Source organism: Candidatus Spechtbacteria bacterium (assembly GCA_016188605.1).
GTDB lineage: Bacteria > Patescibacteriota > Minisyncoccia > Spechtbacterales > JACPHP01 > JACPHP01.
Window position 1 is genome coordinate 1 of the sequence record JACPHP010000010.1, and the last position, 16,821, is coordinate 16,821.

A 16,821-nucleotide genomic window follows, 5' to 3' on the forward strand; every position below is an offset into this window, starting at 1 on the left:
AGAGAAAGCAAAGTCCCGCCGACCATTCCGCGAGATCTTCTGGACGGACGATACCAACGACTACCTGGTGCGCTGGCTCAAGAAGCGGGATCACCTTACGAAAGTCATGAAGTTCGACGAACCGGGCGCACTCTTCGTATCAGTGACCAGCGTGAAGTGCGGCGACAGGTTCTCCATCAAGGGGGTGGGGGAAATGTTGCGACGGTACTGCAACAGAGCAAAGATGCCGTACATGAACGCCCACAGCTTCCGGCATCACCGTGGACATCACATTATCAAGAGCGGCGGATCGACCGCAGACGTCATGAATATCCTGGGCCACGCTTCGGTGCAAAGCACGACCATCTACACAATGATGCATGGCAAAGAACTTGAACAGCGGGCGCGCCTCTTCCTCACGGACAGCAATAAAGACTTCGCCGGGGAGAGGGAACGCGACCCAGGATTCGATGACGCGCTGCAGGGACTGGTCACATTCCTCCGGAACGAAAACCAGGGCAAAGAAGCCATCACGGTCGATGAGTTCCAGCGACAGGCCGAGCACTTCTCGAAGCATGGGCTCTACATGCAGCGAACCCGATCCAAGACCAAAGTGCCTTATCCACAGTACGTAACTTGACAGAAGTTGACAGGGGAATACAATAGTAGTGAAAGGATTCACAACTATGCCTCTATCAACATTCAAACAAAAACAAGTTCAGGAGATGAAAGACAAAGCGGTGCGCCTGTACCAGCAGGGGCTGGACACGCGCACCGTTGCGAAGATGCTCAAGGAATTACATGGCTTCAAACGAAGCCATACTTGGGTATGGGAGGCCGTAAAAGAGCACGATAGTTTATCCACTCCCAAGAAGTTGACAAAAACTGACAGACGAGTAAAATGACAATAGGATCATTGAAAAGCGAATACGCCTACTCGTCTACGAGGGGGAAAGCACAACAGGCAATAGGGCCAGTTGCGACTCCTCGCAGACGAGCAGTCGAGAATCAAAGCACGGGTGGCTTCCCCAGCACTGAACCCCCTGTGGCACTTTTTACACTAGAAGAAATATAAAAAGTGTCATGGGGCTGAAGGTTTTTATATTCTATGCATAAACTAACAAATAACTTTGCATTTATTGATAATACTAATATACATAAAGGCATTGGAATGCTTGGGTGGAAATTAGATTTTGCAAAATTTAGAAAACTGCTCAAAGAAAGATACGGTGTAATTCGGGCATATATGTTTATTGGGTATATGGCAGGAAATCAAGATATGTATAGAGACTTCCAGAATATGGGCTATACGTTGATTTTTAAACCCACACTTCCAAAAAAAGACGGAGGAATAAAAGGTAACTGCGATGCAGAATTGGTGCTACAAGCAATGATTGATCTTAATAGCTATGATAACGCTGTGATTATTACCGGAGATGGAGATTTTCAATGTCTAGTTAAGTATTTGAGAAAAATCAATAAACTTGGTTACGTTCTTAGTCCAAACAGAAAATGGTGTTCAATTCTATTAAAACGCGAGGCACGAGGAAATCATGTATTTATTGAAGAAATGAGATCAAAATTAGAGCATAAATGAAAAGGGCCCCAAATGGGACAAAACCCAAAGAGGGACCTTTTCGTATTGATATTATCAATATAGCAAATTATGTCAGTCTGTCAACCACCATGGAATCTTTTGAGGATTGCGCGGCGCGTGAAACTAGGGAAGAGTGCGGAATAGAAATCGATAATATTCATTTCCAGCATCTTTCGAACCTTACCAAATACGCGCCTAAGCATTATGTGCATATTGCTATGGTTGCAAAATGGAAGAGCGGAGAGGTTGAATTGCTCGAGCCGGAGAAATGTGAATCCTGGGCCTGGTACGATTTGGACAACATTCCCGAACCCTTATTTGAAACTTGTCGTGTGAGCTTAGAGATACACAGAACGCAATCAGCATTTTCAAGTCCACAGTAATATAGTACGATAACTTTATTATGCCCAACGATTTAATTATTCCAATAATTTTAGGTACAGCCCGCGAAGGCAGACGTTCTGAAAAAGTAGCTCATTTTGTACTTGACCAAGCTAAAAAGCATGGCTTTGAATCAGAAATAATTGATGTCCGCGATTATATTCTTTGCGCCACTGATAATACTCAAGCAACTGATAAATCCAAGCAGCTCAGTGAAATTGTAGATAAAGCAGATGGTCTCATTGTAGTTACTCCTGAATACAATCACAGCTATCCCGGAGAATTGAAGATGATGATGGACCAGGTGTATAACGAGTACAAACACAAGCCAGTTGCTTTTTGTGGCACATCGAGCGGTATGATGGGCGGATGCCGCGTGATTGAACTTTTGCGGCTTTACTCAATCGAGCTTTCGCTAGTGCCAATCCGTAGCGCGGCTTATTTTGCTAATGTAGGAAGCCTGTTTAATGACGACGGTAGTATAAAAGATCAATCTGCCTTATCCGCACAAGCCGATCGCCTCAAGATTATTTTTGATGAGCTTGCTTGGTATGCCGGCGCTCTAAAATCAGCCAGAAATGCTTAGTTATGGAAAAAGACAGCGTATTGCGCGTAGAAAATTTGTCAGTATCATTTGACAATCAAGCCGTTTTGCACGGCGTTTCTTTTGCCGTGCAAAAAAAAACTATTACAGCCATATTGGGGCCCAATGGCGCGGGAAAAACTGTGCTTTTTCGGGCGTTGCTAGGCATTGTTAAGCATCAAGGGACGATTGAATGGCAGAAGGGAGTCCGCGTAGGTTATGTTCCGCAGAAATTTGCTATAGATCCAAGCTTTCCTCTAACTGTCGGAGAATTTTTTGCATTAAAGCGCGCGCGGGGCGAAAAGATTACAGATGCGCTGCGCGCGGTTGGCATGCACGGCGACGAACATCACGTACAGCATCATATCCTTGAAAGAAGAATAGGCGAGCTTTCCGGCGGAGAGTTTCAGAAAGTAAGCATTGCCTGGGCTCTTATAGATAGCCCGGACGTGCTTCTTTTTGATGAGCCGACTTCCGGTGTTGACGTGGGGTCAGAGGAGACTATTTACTCATTGATAGGGCATATTCGCGACGAGCGTGGTCTTACAATTCTTGTAATATCTCACGAATTGAATATCGTATATCAATACGCTGACCAAGTCGTGTGTTTGAATAAGAGAATGATTTGCCAAGGACAGCCAAAACATGTGCTTGATGCGGGTGTATTGAAAGAAATGTACGGCGTGCAGATCGGAGTTTATGAGCACAAGGAGGAAGCAGATTCTGCTCATAGTCACGGTAATGGTAATGACGTTGAATAACTTATGACATCATTTGATCTATTATTACAATCTCAATATTTTCTGCCGCTATTGGTGGCGCTGTTCGTGGGCGGAACTGCCGGCGCTCTCGGCGCCTTTATGCTTATAAAGCGCATGGCGCTTGTTGGCGACGCATTAACGCACGTTGCGTTGCCCGGCATGGGCCTTGCTTTGCTTTGGGGGTATGATCCTTTTATTGGCGCATTCGCCTCACTTTCCGTAGCAGTTATCTGCATTTGGTGGTTGCGCGGATATACCAAGCTGCCATTTGAGGCGCTTGTTGGGATTTTATTTACCGGCTCTCTCGCCGTAGGCGTTTTGATAATCCCAGATGCTGAATTAATGGAAGCGCTGTTTGGCGATATCACATCCCTGCATGTCGTAGATGGCTTGCTTGCGATTGTCATAGCAATAATTATATTACTAGGTCTGCGCGCGTTTAAATCTCATTTCATTATCACGACTATTTCGGAAGATGTTGCGCGGGCGTCTGGCATTTCTGTTTCGCGCACAGATTTTATTTATCTATTGCTGGTAGCATGCCTCGTCGCGCTTGGCGTAAAATTTGTCGGCGCGTTATTGATGGGCGCGCTTGTTATTATCCCTGCCGCGAGCGCGCAGAATGTGGCACGAAGTTTTTCGCAGTACATCTCTCTTTCTGTGTTATTTGGCGTAGTAGGAGCACTTGCGGGAGTGTTGCTGCATTTTGCAACTGGCCTTGAAGCTGGTCCGCTGGTCGTGCTTGCGTCGGCTATGCTGTTTCTCGTATCCTTTATATTTAAAAGATAAAACTATGCGCTATCTTGCATTCGATATTGAAACAATTGGAAAAGATAAAGATTCTTTTGACGAAACGTCTCTGGGATATTTTCGCGAGTGGGCGGAGCGCACTGCCAAAACAGACGAAGAGGTGGAAAGGGAATTGGATAATATTCAGGAGGGATTGCCATTTTCTCCGTTTTTGGGAGAGATTGTCGCGATAGGCATGCTTGATAATGTTGAAAAAGGCGCCGTGTATTTTCGCGCCGATAAGGCAAAAGATGTTAAAGATTTTGAAGAAAACAAAGTGATGTATCGCGTGGGTTCAGAGAAGGAAATTCTGGAGCGTTTTTGGGACGTGGCGCGCGAGTATAATTCTTTTGTTACATTCAATGGCCGTGGGTTTGACGTGCCGTATTTGATGATTCGCTCGGCGGTGCATAAAATTCGCCCAACAGTGAATTTGCTCGCTAACCGTTATTTATCTTTGCAGCGTGGCGCGAAGCACTACGACTTGGCAGATCTGCTTACTTTTTATGGCGCGATGTTCAAAAAGCCAAACTTGCACTTCGTGAGCCAGGCGTTTGGCGTGGAGAGCCCTAAGGGCGGGGGAATGGAAGGCAAAATGGTGCCCAGAGCTTTCCGCGAAGAAAAATATCTGGAAATCGCTCGTTACTGTATTCAAGATGTATACGCTACTAAAAGAGTTTTTGACATTTGGGATGAGAATTTGAATTTTGAGTCGACATGGTAAGGAGTAAATTTATATAAGCATGAAACTAGGGGGCGTGCCGCTGCAGCGGCACGCCCCCTAGTTAAAAGCTATACACACCACCTTTTTTATTCTATAGTTATTAATCGCGCACATTCACAATTTAATTAAGGAGGAATTATCGTGCGAGTCGGCGGTATTGAATTTGTCAGAGAATTTCACGGCGCGAGAGAATTCGTGTTAAAAGCAAACGGCCTTAAAATTTTGCTTTATCCCTACGCATTATTGCAGCGTGGCGCAGTTTTTATGGTGCATTATAATGTCGGCTCGCGTAACGAAGGGCTTGGCTATACGGGGTCAGCGCATTTCCTTGAGCACTTGTTGTTTAAAGGTTCTGTGAAATTTCCTAAAGACACTATGCCGATTGATAAGCTTTTTGCTCGCGCGGGAGCAATCATAAACGCAAACACCAGTTATGATAGAACCGGTTTTTTCGAAGTTGTTTCCATAGAATATCTTGATCTTGCGATGCAAATGGAAGCTGACCGTATGCGAAAAGCGACATTCACTGACCGCGACAGGCAAGACGAAATGTCCGTGGTGCGCAACGAACTGGAAATGCGAGAAAATGATATGGCCGAACAATTGTATCATCTAGTTAATTCCATATCGCTTCTAGAGCATCCTTACCACCACCCTATTATAGGTTATAGGGCGGACGTGGAAGGCGTGTCCACAAACCGTATTCGTCAGTTCTATGACGAATTTTACCATCCGAATAACGCGATGATTATTGTTGTCGGCAGTATCCCCGAAATTTACGTGCTGGAAAGAATTAAAAAATATTTTGCAAAGATTCCGCGATCTACTCGCGCCATACCCACCGTGTATACAATGGAGCCGGCGCAAAAAGGTGAGAGGCGCGTAATATTGAATCATATGTCAGAAGACATGGGTTCTATTCTTTTGGCATGGCGCACTCCGCCCGCATCGCATGAAGATATTCCCGCGCTTTGCGCTCTTTCCTATGTCTTGTCGGGAGGATATTCTGGACTTATTGACCAAGAGTTTGTCGAGACAGGTCGCGTAGAGTCGGCGGGCACGCATGTTAATTGTTATCACGACGCATCATTTACATTTATACGTGTCAACATGCTTGAACAAAATGGCCATGATATTTTGGAGAAACGCATACGGGGATTTTTGAAAACATTGCAGGAAAATGGAATTACAGAGCAAGACGTCGAACGGGCAAAAATTTCAGCGGAAGCTAGGACGTTGCGTTCGCGTGATGGCTGCTTAAAAATTGTTCAAGAATTAAGTAATAGCGAAGGCGCGGGGTCATGGGATCTTTACTTCCGCATTCCTTCGGCTATTAGAAATGTTACGCCGGAGGATATTTTACGTGTTTTCCGAACATATTTTTGCGACGATACGCTCACCGTTGGTTGGTTTGTGCCTACTTCAATTTCAGGAGGCAGTAAATGAACCAATCAGAAATCATTCTTGAAAATGGTATGCGCCTTACGGTTATTAATTCTCATGAACTGCCGTTGGTTCGATTGTATGGGATTATAAAAGCAGGAAACTATTTTCATTATAATCCTTATATCCCCGTGCTAACGAGCGATTTGCTAACTCGAGGCACTGCGCAGCAATCGCGCAAAGCATTCGCGGCATATTGTGATAAGTTTGGGTTGGAATTCGATATGGCAGATTGTGGTCCACTTAATGTTTTCTTCAATGGTTCATCGCCTTCGCGATTTATAGATTTTTTGCTAGCTGTATGCCGCGACGCGCTTTTCTCTCCTTTGTTTTCCGCGGAGGAATTAGCCATTGCAAAGAAAGAAAATCTGGCCGGTGTGATGAGGGGCGCAGACAGTCCGGAATTGCTGGCTAAGTGGGAAGTAATGAGCATGCTATACACCAAAAACCATCCTCTTTACGCTTTCCCCGCGGAGCAGTATTTGGAGCGGTATATTGACTTTGTAAATAATGCGACAAGAAATGAAATAGTGGCGTTTTGGAAAACGTGGTATGCACCAAGTAGAATTCACTTGGTGTTGGCCGGAGACGTTGACGCGCCAAGCATACAGACAGCACAAGCATTATTTGAACGGGAAGTAGGGGCTTTTTCATTCTTTGCCAATCAAACTTATTTACACGACGTACTGCCACTTCAAGCAGATGAACGTATTGTCTATCTGCCGCAGAAATCAAGCGCGGTGTACTGGGCGGGGCAGGCGATCAGCATTACGTCAGCTCACGCAGATTTCCCCGCCCTTAAAATGGCCATAGCTATTCTTGGCGCGGGCATGCAAAGCCGTCTTTTTAATCAGGTGAGAGAAAAGAAGGGGTATTCCTATTCAATAGGCGCCACAATCAATTACTCGGAGGAATTTCCGGGCTATTGGAGAATTATTGCGCATTGCAATCCATCTAACATTTGGAAGGTTAGGGATGAAGTTGCCGACGTACTACGTATTTTTGTTGAGAAAGGCGTTACAGAAGAGGAAATTCGTGAAGCCCAGATGTTTCTTAAGGGGCGTAGGTTTTTTGCAGCGTCAAGTTTGCAGGGAATTGCCGCGCAAACTATTCCGGATATCATTGCAAAGCATCCGGGTCTAACACAAAGTATAGAAGATCGTATAATGGTTTTGACTGTTGACGAAGTTAACGATGTCATGCGCCGACATGTCATTCCGGATGCCATGAAAGTTGCACTTGCGGGGACCATTGACAAATAAAATAGTAAAAGGGCTTTTCTTTCCAAAAAAGAAAAGCCCTTTTTATGAATTAGATAGCCAGCAAAGATTAGCCTGCCAACAGTCCCGCGGCGGTCACGCCTGCCAAGTAAAATACACAGGCGCGCAAACAGTGCGGCTCCTACGAAAGTGGATGGCCTCATACATCTATTTGATTTTTTTCATATAATTGATATATTACAGACGTTCAAGCCTGTTCTTTAAGTGGCATGCAAACATAAGGAGGTATTAGTATGGCCAGTAAATCGCAGCGAGATTTTGTCGAGGTACTGCAAGAACTTAGCGTGAACGCGGAACACGCGTTGCAACTCGATAGATTAGTGGAAGAGTTAAGAGAGCACGACTCGGCGACTGTCTATCATTGCCTGCGCGTTGCAACGCTCGCCTACGAAGTAGGGGTTGAGCTTAATCTTTCGCCAGCCGCGTTGTTTTACGCCGGTCTTCTGCATGATTTTGGCAAGCTTTCCGTTCCTCGTAAAGTCTTAGCTAAGAGCGGTATCGCTTTTTCCAGCGATGATTTTCAACTGGTTAAAGGGCATCCACTCTACGGCTACCAATTTTTGAAGGATCGATATCCTTTTTCTGCGGAAATTCTGTTGCGCCATCATTATTTTCAGCGCAATCGCTATCCAGATCCTTTGCCGATGCTTGATACCAAATACAGCGCGGCGGAAACCATGCTGATTGAACGATGCGCGCAAATTCTGGCGTTGGTAGATTTTTATGATGCGTTTCGCACCCGCGGGCAGCGCAGTCAGACAGACAGCACAGTTTTTGAGGCGCTGATGGAAGAATATCCGGAGGAAAGAGCAACAATTGAATGTCTTTTTGCGTGCAGTTTATTTGAAGAGTAGCGTAAAAGCCCCTTGCAGCCGCGGGGGGCTTTATGTTAAATTCAGAGCTCTGAAGAGCGGCATAGTTTGTACGCATACGAAACACTTGACGAAAAGCCAATTTTTCTAGTAAGCTAAAGGGCATGTATAAGGAAATGAATCGCAAGCTTTCTTTAATTAAAACTTTTTATAGCAAAGCCATTCTTCTGCCCCTTGAGCTTCTTGGCGTACTGTTGTTTGCAATAGGTAAAAGCATTATTTATGTTTTGTGGCTGGTCGTACGCACCGTTGTACGGCCTTTTCGCTTTGTCGCTGGTTCTAAAGGAAGGACACGCACCCGACTTGTATTAGTGGCGGTTTTTTTCGTAGCATTTCTCCTGGGTAATTTTTTGTATCCAAAATATTGGAATCAATCAGCAGATCGGATTAATCCCAAGATTGACAGCTTGAAGTCGCGCGCGCATCTACCAGCTGCCATTGCAAAGATTGATACGAAAGGAGTTTTGTCTGCAATCGGCAATAAAATATACGTAAACCATTTTTACGAGGTGCCATTCTCCCTCGGCCTGGATTTGCAGGGCGGCACGCATCTTGTGTATGAAGCTGATACTGATGCGTTGAAGGGCAAAGATCCCGCGGAAGCAATGGCTGGCATTCGCGATATTATTGAGCGAAGAGTCAACTCTCTTGGCGTGCGCGAGCCGCTTGTGCAGGTAAAAAAAACCGGTGATAAACACCGTCTTATTGTTGAGCTGGCCGGTGTGTACAATACCAACGAAGCAATTAAATCAATTGGCGCTACACCCACGCTTGTTTTCAAAGAAGAGCGCACAGACGAGGAAGTTAAGCAGATTTTCTCTTCTAAAGAATTTCTCCAGAAAGAAGCTATGGATAACCGCGCCGCATTGTGCCGAAATGTTGAGTTTATCTACGCATTTCAAGAAATGTACAAGATAGATCCGTGTTTTTCAGAGACGTTGCTAAATGGTCAGTATCTTAAACAAGCAGAAATAGAGTTTGATCCCAATACCAATCAGCCGTATGTGGGGTTAGTTTTTAATGACGAAGGCGCGAAACTTTTTGAAAACATTACCGAGAAGAATATTGGGAAACCCCTTGCTATTTATATTGATAAAATACCTTTAAGTATTCCCAATGTGCAGCAAAAAATTGCTGGTGGCAAGGCGCAAATTACTGGCATTTTTACCGTTGACGAAGTAAAAACACTCGTGCGCAACTTAAATGCGGGCGCACTGCCGGTGCCTATAAATCTCGTATCACAGCAGACAATTGGCGCGACTCTGGGCAGTGACTCGGTTAAAAAAAGCATGACCGCGGCTATTTGGGGTGCGGTTTTTGTCGCGGTCTTTATGATTCTAATGTATCGTCTGTCTGGCGTTGTCAGCGTAATTTCTTTAGTATTTTACGCTTTGATAACTCTTACTGTCTTTAAGCTCTTGCCCGTAACTATGACATTACCAGGTATCGGAGGATTTATTCTTTCTCTTGGCATGGCAGTAGATGCTAACGTACTAGTATTTGAGCGTCTGCGCGATGAATTTCGCCGCGCGCCGGATTTGAGTTTTTCTCACGTGCTCGACCGTGCATTTGAACGCGCATGGACGTCCATTCGCGATGGCAATATCTCCACACTTATTACCTGCGCCATTTTGTTTTGGTTTTCCACTAGTTTTGTGAAAGGATTTGCCCTGACACTCGGTATCGGTATTTTGGTTAGCATGTTTTGCGCGATGGTCGTGACGCGCCATTTCCTTCGCTGGTTTGTGGGAGGACGACTGGAGAAATATCGAAGGATATGGACAAGGTAAATAAATTCAAAATTCAAAATGCAAAAGTCAAAACTATGATATGAATTTTCTAAAAGAAAATTCATTAAAATATGATCGCCGGAGGCGATACCTCACTTTTAACTTTTGAATTTTAACTTTTAACTTCGATTGGCTTCTATGCTTAAATATCACAAATACTTCTACGCACTATCACTAGCCGTTACTGTAATAGGCATCGCAAGCCTGCTTCTTTTCGGCTTGCGATTCGGTACTGATTTTATTGGAGGAAGTTCTATGGAAGTGCAGTTTTCCGTGGGTCGGCCATCCCACCAAGAAATTATACAGAAACTCTCCGATTTGAATTTGGGTGATATCTCCATTCGCAATAGCGGCGAAAAGAGCGTAATTATGCGTTTTAAATCTGTGGATGAAACAACCCACCAAGCCATTCTTTCTCATCTAAAGGAAATTCAACAGCCGGGTTCGACCCCTTCGATAAACTCAGGGCAAGCAAGCTCCCCTCAATCCGATTCGGAGCAAGCGCCGCAAGAGGGTTCTGATGCCACTATCGCAGAATCTCAATTTGATTCTATTGGTCCTGCTATCGGTAAAGAAACGCAACAGCGTTCAATGTACGCAATGGGACTGGTGATTTTTATGATTGCTCTTTATGTAACGTGGGCATTTCGCAAAGTTTCATATCCTTTAGGGTCGTCTAAGTATGGCATCATAACAATTATTACTCTCTTCCACGATGTTATTATCACAGTAGGTATTTTTTCTATTTTAGGTTATTTTTTCTCAATTGAAATTGGTGTTCCCTTTATTGCCGCTCTATTGACTGTACTGGGGTATTCGGTAAATGATACGATAGTTGTATTTGACAGAATACGTGAGAATCTTGCTCGCCAGCGTGCCCAGTTTTCTTTTGCTGAAATTGTAGATACGAGTATGCGCGAAACGGTTGTGCGTTCAATCAACACTTCACTGACAGCTTTCGTCGCATTATGCGCAGTGCTTATTTTTGGTGGAGAATCTATCCGCTATTTCATCCTGACTCTTGTAATTGGTGTTGTTGTAGGAACGTATTCGTCTATTTGGATTGCCAGTCCATTGTTAGTTACTTGGCATGATTTTGTTCGTAGGCGAGTAATTCGCTAACATGATTGACAATAAAATTTGTCTATGATATATATAAAGTAATCAATAAGTATGATCCCATCTCAAAAAATTCAAATAAAGCCGGTAGTTGAACGCATTATGCGGTCTCTGCCCGAACGAAATAGAGACATTATTGCCTCTCGTTTTGGTATTGGCAAAGAAGGCCACGAGACTCTCGAGTCTATTGGTAGGCGCTATAGGGTAACGCGTGAGCGCGTACGCCAAATTGAAGAGGCTTCATTGGTAAAATTGACTACATGCTACGACTATCAGATTCTAGAACCTTACTTTGAGAAGATTGCCGCATTCATTGACGAAAGAGGAGGCATGGCGCAAGAGCAAGAACTTTTGCGGGATTTAGTTCCTTCCGCGCAGAGCGCGCATCTTCGTCTTGCTTTGAATTTAAGCGATGCTTTTACTTCTATTGCAGAAACCGACGATTTTCATCCTATGTGGGCGACCAACAAGATGTCTGCCGATCAATTGCAAAGTATTCTTTTGCGTGTAGCTTCTTATTTGCATCAAGAGAGGATTCCGATGGCATGGGGAAATCTTTTAGAAATAGCAAAAAAAGAAGCGGCAAAAACAGCCCCGGATTTTTCGGCTGATGTAATCGCTCGCCATATAGCAGTTGCAAAAAACATTAAGAAGGGACCTTTTGAAAAATATGGTCTTGCGCATTGGCCGGAAATTAGCCCACGCGGCATGCGCGACAAGGCGTATCTTGTGTTGGAGGAAAGCGCAAAAACACCACTTCATTTTCGTGAAATTGCAAAGCTTATAGATTCTCTCGCATATTTCAAAAATCTTAATAGCCGCCACGCTCATCCACAAACCGTACACAACGAGCTTATTAAAGATGGGCGATTTGTACTTGTTGGACGTGGCACATACGGCCTGGTAAAATGGGGGTATAAGCCGGGAATAGTGCGCGATGTAATGGTCAGCACTTTGAAGGAGTCTGGTCCCATGACCAAAGAAGAGCTTACGGCGAGTGTTCTTAAGCAGCGCATGGTGCAGGAAAATACGATTTTACTGAATATGCAGAATAAAAAGTATTTCCGCCGTACTTCCGATGGGAGATATACCGTAGCGTAATCGGACTATAAACAAATTAGAATTTCGAATTTCGAATTTTTAATTTTGAATAAAATTAGAATTTTGAATGTTGATTCGAAATTCTAAATTAAAAATTGATAGTAATTTATCAATTAGGACCGTAACCCTCGTCTTGGGCTCTCCTCGGGCACGGGTTTCATTCATGGACATCATCGGTACATTTGTCAGGTTGATACTCGTCATGATTCGTGACACTTGGTGGTTTATAACACCACTGCTTTTATGGCCACTCTTTTGGGAGATTTGGCTGTATTGGCGTTTTTATTTATGGGCTAGTAAAATACCAACAATCATGCTTGAGATTAAGCCGCCGCCCGATGTTCTTAAAACACCAAAAGCAATGGAAGTGATGCTTGCTGGTTTGCATGGATCGTGGGGAACTCTTAAGACACGTGATTATTGGATCTGGGGTAAACGTCAGCCTCGTTTCAATTTGGAATTCACTGGCGAAAACGGCAGGATGCATTTCTATATACGCTGCCAGCGAAAATATCGTAATTTTGTTGAAGCGCATATTTACGCAGAATATCCTGACGCGGAAATTTTTGAAGTGGAGGATTATGTAAATAGAGTTCCGCCTGATTTGCCCAATAAAGAATGGGAGTTATGGGGTACGGAAATGAAATTTGATAACAATCAGGCATACCCAATTCGCACATACGAATATTTTGAGGATATGGAAGAGGAGCGTAGAATCGATCCGCTTTCCACATTTGCGGAAGTTATTTCAAAGCTGGGCGAGGGCGAGCATGTGTGGGTGCAAATTATAATACAGCCGATTCTTTCTAGTGAATGGACGCCGCAAGCAAAAGAAGTTTTAGATAAGTTGCTTGGCAGGGGAACGGGTCCAACATCGGAAAAAAGTTTTTTTGAACATATAGCAGAAATGACTTGGAAGGGCATTCGTATAGTTACGCACGGCGAAGTGCCGGTATGGGATGCGGCTAAAGCCGAAGAAAATCAGTTTGGCGCATTGCGCCTTTCTCGATATGAGCAGGATATAGTCGCGGCAGTAGCAAACAAAATGAGCAAGCCGGGATTCAATGCTATGGTGCGTACGCTTTATATCGGTCGAAGGGATGTATACGATGGGACGGTTATCGGAGCCGTGCAAGGGGCATTTAAGCAATTTACCGATCAAAATTTAAATGGACTTCGCTTGATAAGCGACACCAAGCCAAGTAATCATATTATTTTATTTCGTGAAATGCGAAATCAACGGCGCAGAATTCGCCAGTTTAGATTATATAAAGGGAGGATGTTCAATGATTTTTTTGGATCAGAGCCGTATGTTATGAATACAGAGGAGCTTGCGACGTTGTTTCATTTTCCGGGACGAGTTATTCACGCTCCTTCATTCCCGCGCGTGGAAAGCAAGAGAGGAGAGCCGCCTGCGGGACTACCGTTTTAATATATAGCATAGCCTCGTTTAGTTTTTCTTTTTGAAACCCAGACCCAAGCCCAGCCATTTCAAAAAGAAAAACTAAACGAGGCTATGCACCACAATTTTGCATTTTGATTTTTAAGTTTTGAATTCGCTATCATGCCTGACATAAATTATTTCGCGCAACTAAATTATCGCGGACAGAAAAGCCGTTTTGGCATTAAAACGGACGATCGCCGCCGTCATATGTATGTGATCGGCAAAACTGGCATGGGTAAAAGCGAGATGCTTAAAACCATGGCAATTCAAGATATCCTTAATGGTAATGGCGTTGGTATCGTAGACCCTCACGGCGAGCTTGCGGAAGCCGTGCTTGATTTTATTCCGCAAGATCGCGTCAATGATGTTGTATATTTTAATCCTGCGGATTATGAATATCCAATGGGTTTTAACGTTCTTGAAAATGTTAATTTTGACCAAAGGCATCTTGTCGCATCTGGTTTGATGGGTGTGTTTAAGAAGTTATGGCCAGATGTGTGGTCTGCTCGCATGGAATATATTTTGAATAATGCCATTTTAGCGTTGCTAGAATATCCTGATGCAACCATGCTTGGCATCAACCGCATGTTTTCCAATCCATCATTCCGCAAGCGGGTGATAGATCACATTAGCGATCCTGTGGTAAAAACATTTTGGGTAGACGAGTATTCAAAATATACCCAACGGCTTGAATCAGAAGCAACGGCATCTATTCAAAATAAAGTCGGACAGTTCGTTTCAGCGCCACTCATTCGCAATATCATCGGTCAAGTAAAATCTACTGTGGACATCCGCTCTGTAATGGATGATCGTAAAATATTTATCGCTAATCTTTCAAAGGGAAGAATCGGCGAAGATAACGGCAGATTGCTTGGCTCCATGCTTATGACTAAAGTCTATCTTGCCGCTATGTCACGCGTGGATATTCCAGAAGAACAGCGCGAAGACTTTTTCTTTTATGTGGATGAGTTTCAGAATTTTCAGTCAAAAGCGTTTGCCGACGTGCTTTCCGAGGCACGTAAATATCATCTCTCTCTTATTTTGGCACATCAATATGTAACACAAATGGAAGAGGAGGTTAGCGATGCTGTTTTTGGCAACGTGGGTACGATTGTGGCATTTCGCGTTGGCGCGATTGACGGTGAGTTGTTGGAGAAAGAATTTTCACCGGATTTTCTCGTGGAGGATTTTGTTAATCTCGGTAAATATAATGTTATCTTGAAACTTATGATTGATGGTCTTGCTTCGCGCGGATTTTCTGCCGCGACATTGCCCCCGCTGGAGTTTGCAGAGGCTTCTCGCCGTGACGAAGTAGTCACCTTTTCTCGCGCGCATTTTACTAATCCACGCGCGGAAGTGGAAAAATATATCACTTCTTGGCACGAAGATATCGCGGGCATGGATTCTAAGTCAGCTTCAAGAGACGATGGTCCATCGAGAGCCCGTTCCGCAGAATCAGGATCGCTGAGAGAGGGGAATATAGAACTTTTTGATGCTGTATGCGATAATTGCGGTAAGCCGACCAAAATTCCATTTCAGCCCGATGGCAAACGTCCGGTGTATTGCAAGAAGTGCAGGCAAAAATTGATAGCAGGTAGAAATGTGGCAAAGTCAGCCTCTGCGCAAGACTTTGACTTGGCAAAGTCAAAGATGTCAGAGACGAACCCGCCAATATACGTTCAGCTTTCCGCGGCAGAACTTACGGGTAATAAAAAAGAACCTGATTTAGAGGCCGTGCGCGATCTACTTCGTGAGTTTAGAGAAGATACCACCGAAGAAATAGCTGAAGATTCTCCAATGGAAGAAGGTATATCAGGAGGGGAAACAACGGAAATAGAGCCAGAAGATGGTACAATAAAGCCGGAGGAAGAAGCGGATGCCCAATCCGCAGACGACGATGAAGAGGATTATCCAGCAGAGGAAGATGAATAGAATATTTACGCAGATTGATTTTTGAAGTATAAATAAAATAACACATATGCGCGATGTGAAATTGATCAACATTTTTACTTAATTAATTTTATATCACGCGCAATACATATAATAATCATATAAATTATGAACGATTCAGAAAAAAAATGGCATATTCCTTTCGCTTTGGGTATTTTGAGCTTATTAATGTTAGTTTCATTCGTATATTTTGGCAGCGATGGAAAGCAGGCGTCTGTCGGTGGTGAAACGGTTGATATGGCTACATTAGTAGTAGATGGATCTCCAGTCATAGGTTCCACGGACGCGCCAGTTATTGTTGTGGAGTTTGCGGATTTTCAGTGTCCGTTTTGCGGATTATTCGCCAAAAACACATATTCCCAGATTAAATCGCAATATATTGACACTGGAAAAGTTAAATTCGTATATCGTAATTTTGCTTTTCTTGGATTGGAATCGCAAGATTCGGCTAATGCGGCTTATTGCGCGCAAGATCAAGGAAAGTTTTGGGAATATCATGATTATCTTTATTCTCATCAAAACGGAGAGAATGAGGGCGCATTTATTAAAGATAATTTGAAAAAGTTTGCGCAAGACTTAGGGCTCGATTCTTCTTCGTTTGATTCCTGTGTTGATTTCAGTAAATATCAGGATCGCGTTACCGCGGATATAAAAGCAGGTCGCGATGCTGGCGTAACAGGAACCCCAACTGTATTTATTGGTGGAAAGCTCATCAGTGGAGCGCAAGGTTTTCAGATATATGCTGATGCAATTGAAGCGCAGTTGAGTAAATAAAGATATCTTAAAACGCAAATCTAAAATCGCAAATCTGCAACTCAAATCTTAAATCTCCGTTCGTCAGATTAGAAGTTTTTCCGCCAGAGGCGCCTGTCCGCCTCTGGCGGGGATCAGCCTTTGGCTGAGAGATTTTAGATTCAGTTTTGAGTTTTGCCTGCCCGAAACGCTTCGCGTATCGATGCGGGCGGGCCATTTGAGATTTGAGATAAATAAAATTGATTTGGACTTTGT

Annotated in this window: 17 protein-coding genes; all 17 read left to right on the top strand. The window is 43.8% G+C overall.

Features of this window, described 5'->3' with window-relative positions; genetic code table 11:
- The coding region (locus HYV65_01920) for a site-specific integrase (protein MBI2462970.1) at positions 1-619 on the top strand (619 nt) is incomplete at its 5' end.
- Between the two features lie 46 nt (positions 620-665).
- Positions 666-884 (top strand): hypothetical protein, encoded by a 219-nt coding sequence (locus HYV65_01925; protein ID MBI2462971.1) that lies wholly within the window; start codon positions 666-668, stop codon positions 882-884.
- A gap of 203 nt (positions 885-1,087) precedes the next feature.
- The gene (locus HYV65_01930) at positions 1,088-1,576 is read left to right on the top strand and encodes an NYN domain-containing protein (protein MBI2462972.1); all 489 of its coding nucleotides are present in this window, start codon (positions 1,088-1,090) and stop codon (positions 1,574-1,576) included.
- Positions 1,573-1,959 (top strand): NUDIX domain-containing protein, encoded by a 387-nt coding sequence (locus tag HYV65_01935; GenBank protein MBI2462973.1) that lies wholly within the window; start codon positions 1,573-1,575, stop codon positions 1,957-1,959. Before HYV65_01930 ends, HYV65_01935 begins: the two co-directional genes overlap by 4 nt.
- Positions 1,960-1,979: 20 nt before the next feature.
- Entirely contained in the window at positions 1,980-2,543 is a 564-nt protein-coding gene (locus tag HYV65_01940) for an NAD(P)H-dependent oxidoreductase (GenBank protein MBI2462974.1), read from the top strand.
- Between the two features lie 2 nt (positions 2,544-2,545).
- Positions 2,546-3,301 (top strand): metal ABC transporter ATP-binding protein, encoded by a 756-nt coding sequence (locus HYV65_01945; protein ID MBI2462975.1) that lies wholly within the window; start codon positions 2,546-2,548, stop codon positions 3,299-3,301.
- A 3-nt stretch (positions 3,302-3,304) separates the two neighbouring features.
- Entirely contained in the window at positions 3,305-4,090 is a 786-nt protein-coding gene (locus HYV65_01950; GenBank protein MBI2462976.1) for a metal ABC transporter permease, read from the top strand.
- Between the two features lie 4 nt (positions 4,091-4,094).
- On the top strand, positions 4,095-4,814 hold the full coding sequence (locus HYV65_01955; protein ID MBI2462977.1) for a ribonuclease H-like domain-containing protein: 720 nt from the start codon (positions 4,095-4,097) through the stop codon (positions 4,812-4,814).
- A gap of 141 nt (positions 4,815-4,955) precedes the next feature.
- Entirely contained in the window at positions 4,956-6,260 is a 1,305-nt protein-coding gene (locus HYV65_01960; protein MBI2462978.1) for an insulinase family protein, read from the top strand.
- Positions 6,257-7,519, top strand: coding sequence for an insulinase family protein (locus HYV65_01965; GenBank protein MBI2462979.1), 1,263 nt, complete (start codon positions 6,257-6,259; stop codon positions 7,517-7,519). Before HYV65_01960 ends, HYV65_01965 begins: the two co-directional genes overlap by 4 nt.
- 251 nt (positions 7,520-7,770) lie before the next feature.
- A complete protein-coding gene (locus HYV65_01970) occupies positions 7,771-8,391 on the top strand; it encodes an HD domain-containing protein (protein MBI2462980.1) in 621 nt (206 codons plus the stop codon).
- 134 nt (positions 8,392-8,525) lie between these two features.
- Positions 8,526-10,199 (top strand): protein translocase subunit SecD, encoded by a 1,674-nt coding sequence (gene secD / locus HYV65_01975; protein ID MBI2462981.1) that lies wholly within the window; start codon positions 8,526-8,528, stop codon positions 10,197-10,199.
- A gap of 138 nt (positions 10,200-10,337) precedes the next feature.
- Entirely contained in the window at positions 10,338-11,321 is a 984-nt protein-coding gene (gene secF, locus HYV65_01980; protein MBI2462982.1) for a protein translocase subunit SecF, read from the top strand.
- Between the two features lie 51 nt (positions 11,322-11,372).
- On the top strand, positions 11,373-12,419 hold the full coding sequence (locus tag HYV65_01985; protein ID MBI2462983.1) for a hypothetical protein: 1,047 nt from the start codon (positions 11,373-11,375) through the stop codon (positions 12,417-12,419).
- Between the two features lie 202 nt (positions 12,420-12,621).
- Positions 12,622-13,851, top strand: coding sequence for a hypothetical protein (locus HYV65_01990; protein ID MBI2462984.1), 1,230 nt, complete (start codon positions 12,622-12,624; stop codon positions 13,849-13,851).
- A 132-nt stretch (positions 13,852-13,983) separates the two neighbouring features.
- Positions 13,984-15,795 (top strand): type IV secretion system DNA-binding domain-containing protein, encoded by a 1,812-nt coding sequence (locus HYV65_01995; GenBank protein MBI2462985.1) that lies wholly within the window; start codon positions 13,984-13,986, stop codon positions 15,793-15,795.
- 126 nt (positions 15,796-15,921) lie between these two features.
- Positions 15,922-16,587, top strand: coding sequence for a DsbA family protein (locus HYV65_02000; protein MBI2462986.1), 666 nt, complete (start codon positions 15,922-15,924; stop codon positions 16,585-16,587).
- Positions 16,588-16,821: the final 234 nt, after the last annotated feature.

Bases quoted from the DNA above. Each gene is read 5' to 3' on its own strand.
- HYV65_01925 (MBI2462971.1), top strand. From the start codon at position 666: ATGCCTCTATCAACATTCAAACAAAAACAAGTTCAGGAGATGAAAGAC.
- HYV65_01930 (MBI2462972.1), top strand. From the start codon at position 1,088: ATGCATAAACTAACAAATAACTTTGCATTTATTGATAATACTAATATA.
- HYV65_01935 (MBI2462973.1), top strand. From the start codon at position 1,573: ATGAAAAGGGCCCCAAATGGGACAAAACCCAAAGAGGGACCTTTTCGT.
- HYV65_01940 (MBI2462974.1), top strand. From the start codon at position 1,980: ATGCCCAACGATTTAATTATTCCAATAATTTTAGGTACAGCCCGCGAA.
- HYV65_01945 (MBI2462975.1), top strand. From the start codon at position 2,546: ATGGAAAAAGACAGCGTATTGCGCGTAGAAAATTTGTCAGTATCATTT.
- HYV65_01950 (MBI2462976.1), top strand. From the start codon at position 3,305: ATGACATCATTTGATCTATTATTACAATCTCAATATTTTCTGCCGCTA.
- HYV65_01955 (MBI2462977.1), top strand. From the start codon at position 4,095: ATGCGCTATCTTGCATTCGATATTGAAACAATTGGAAAAGATAAAGAT.
- HYV65_01965 (MBI2462979.1), top strand. From the start codon at position 6,257: ATGAACCAATCAGAAATCATTCTTGAAAATGGTATGCGCCTTACGGTT.
- HYV65_01970 (MBI2462980.1), top strand. From the start codon at position 7,771: ATGGCCAGTAAATCGCAGCGAGATTTTGTCGAGGTACTGCAAGAACTT.
- secD (MBI2462981.1), top strand. From the start codon at position 8,526: ATGAATCGCAAGCTTTCTTTAATTAAAACTTTTTATAGCAAAGCCATT.
- secF (MBI2462982.1), top strand. From the start codon at position 10,338: ATGCTTAAATATCACAAATACTTCTACGCACTATCACTAGCCGTTACT.
- HYV65_01985 (MBI2462983.1), top strand. From the start codon at position 11,373: ATGATCCCATCTCAAAAAATTCAAATAAAGCCGGTAGTTGAACGCATT.
- HYV65_01990 (MBI2462984.1), top strand. From the start codon at position 12,622: ATGATTCGTGACACTTGGTGGTTTATAACACCACTGCTTTTATGGCCA.
- HYV65_01995 (MBI2462985.1), top strand. From the start codon at position 13,984: ATGCCTGACATAAATTATTTCGCGCAACTAAATTATCGCGGACAGAAA.
- HYV65_02000 (MBI2462986.1), top strand. From the start codon at position 15,922: ATGAACGATTCAGAAAAAAAATGGCATATTCCTTTCGCTTTGGGTATT.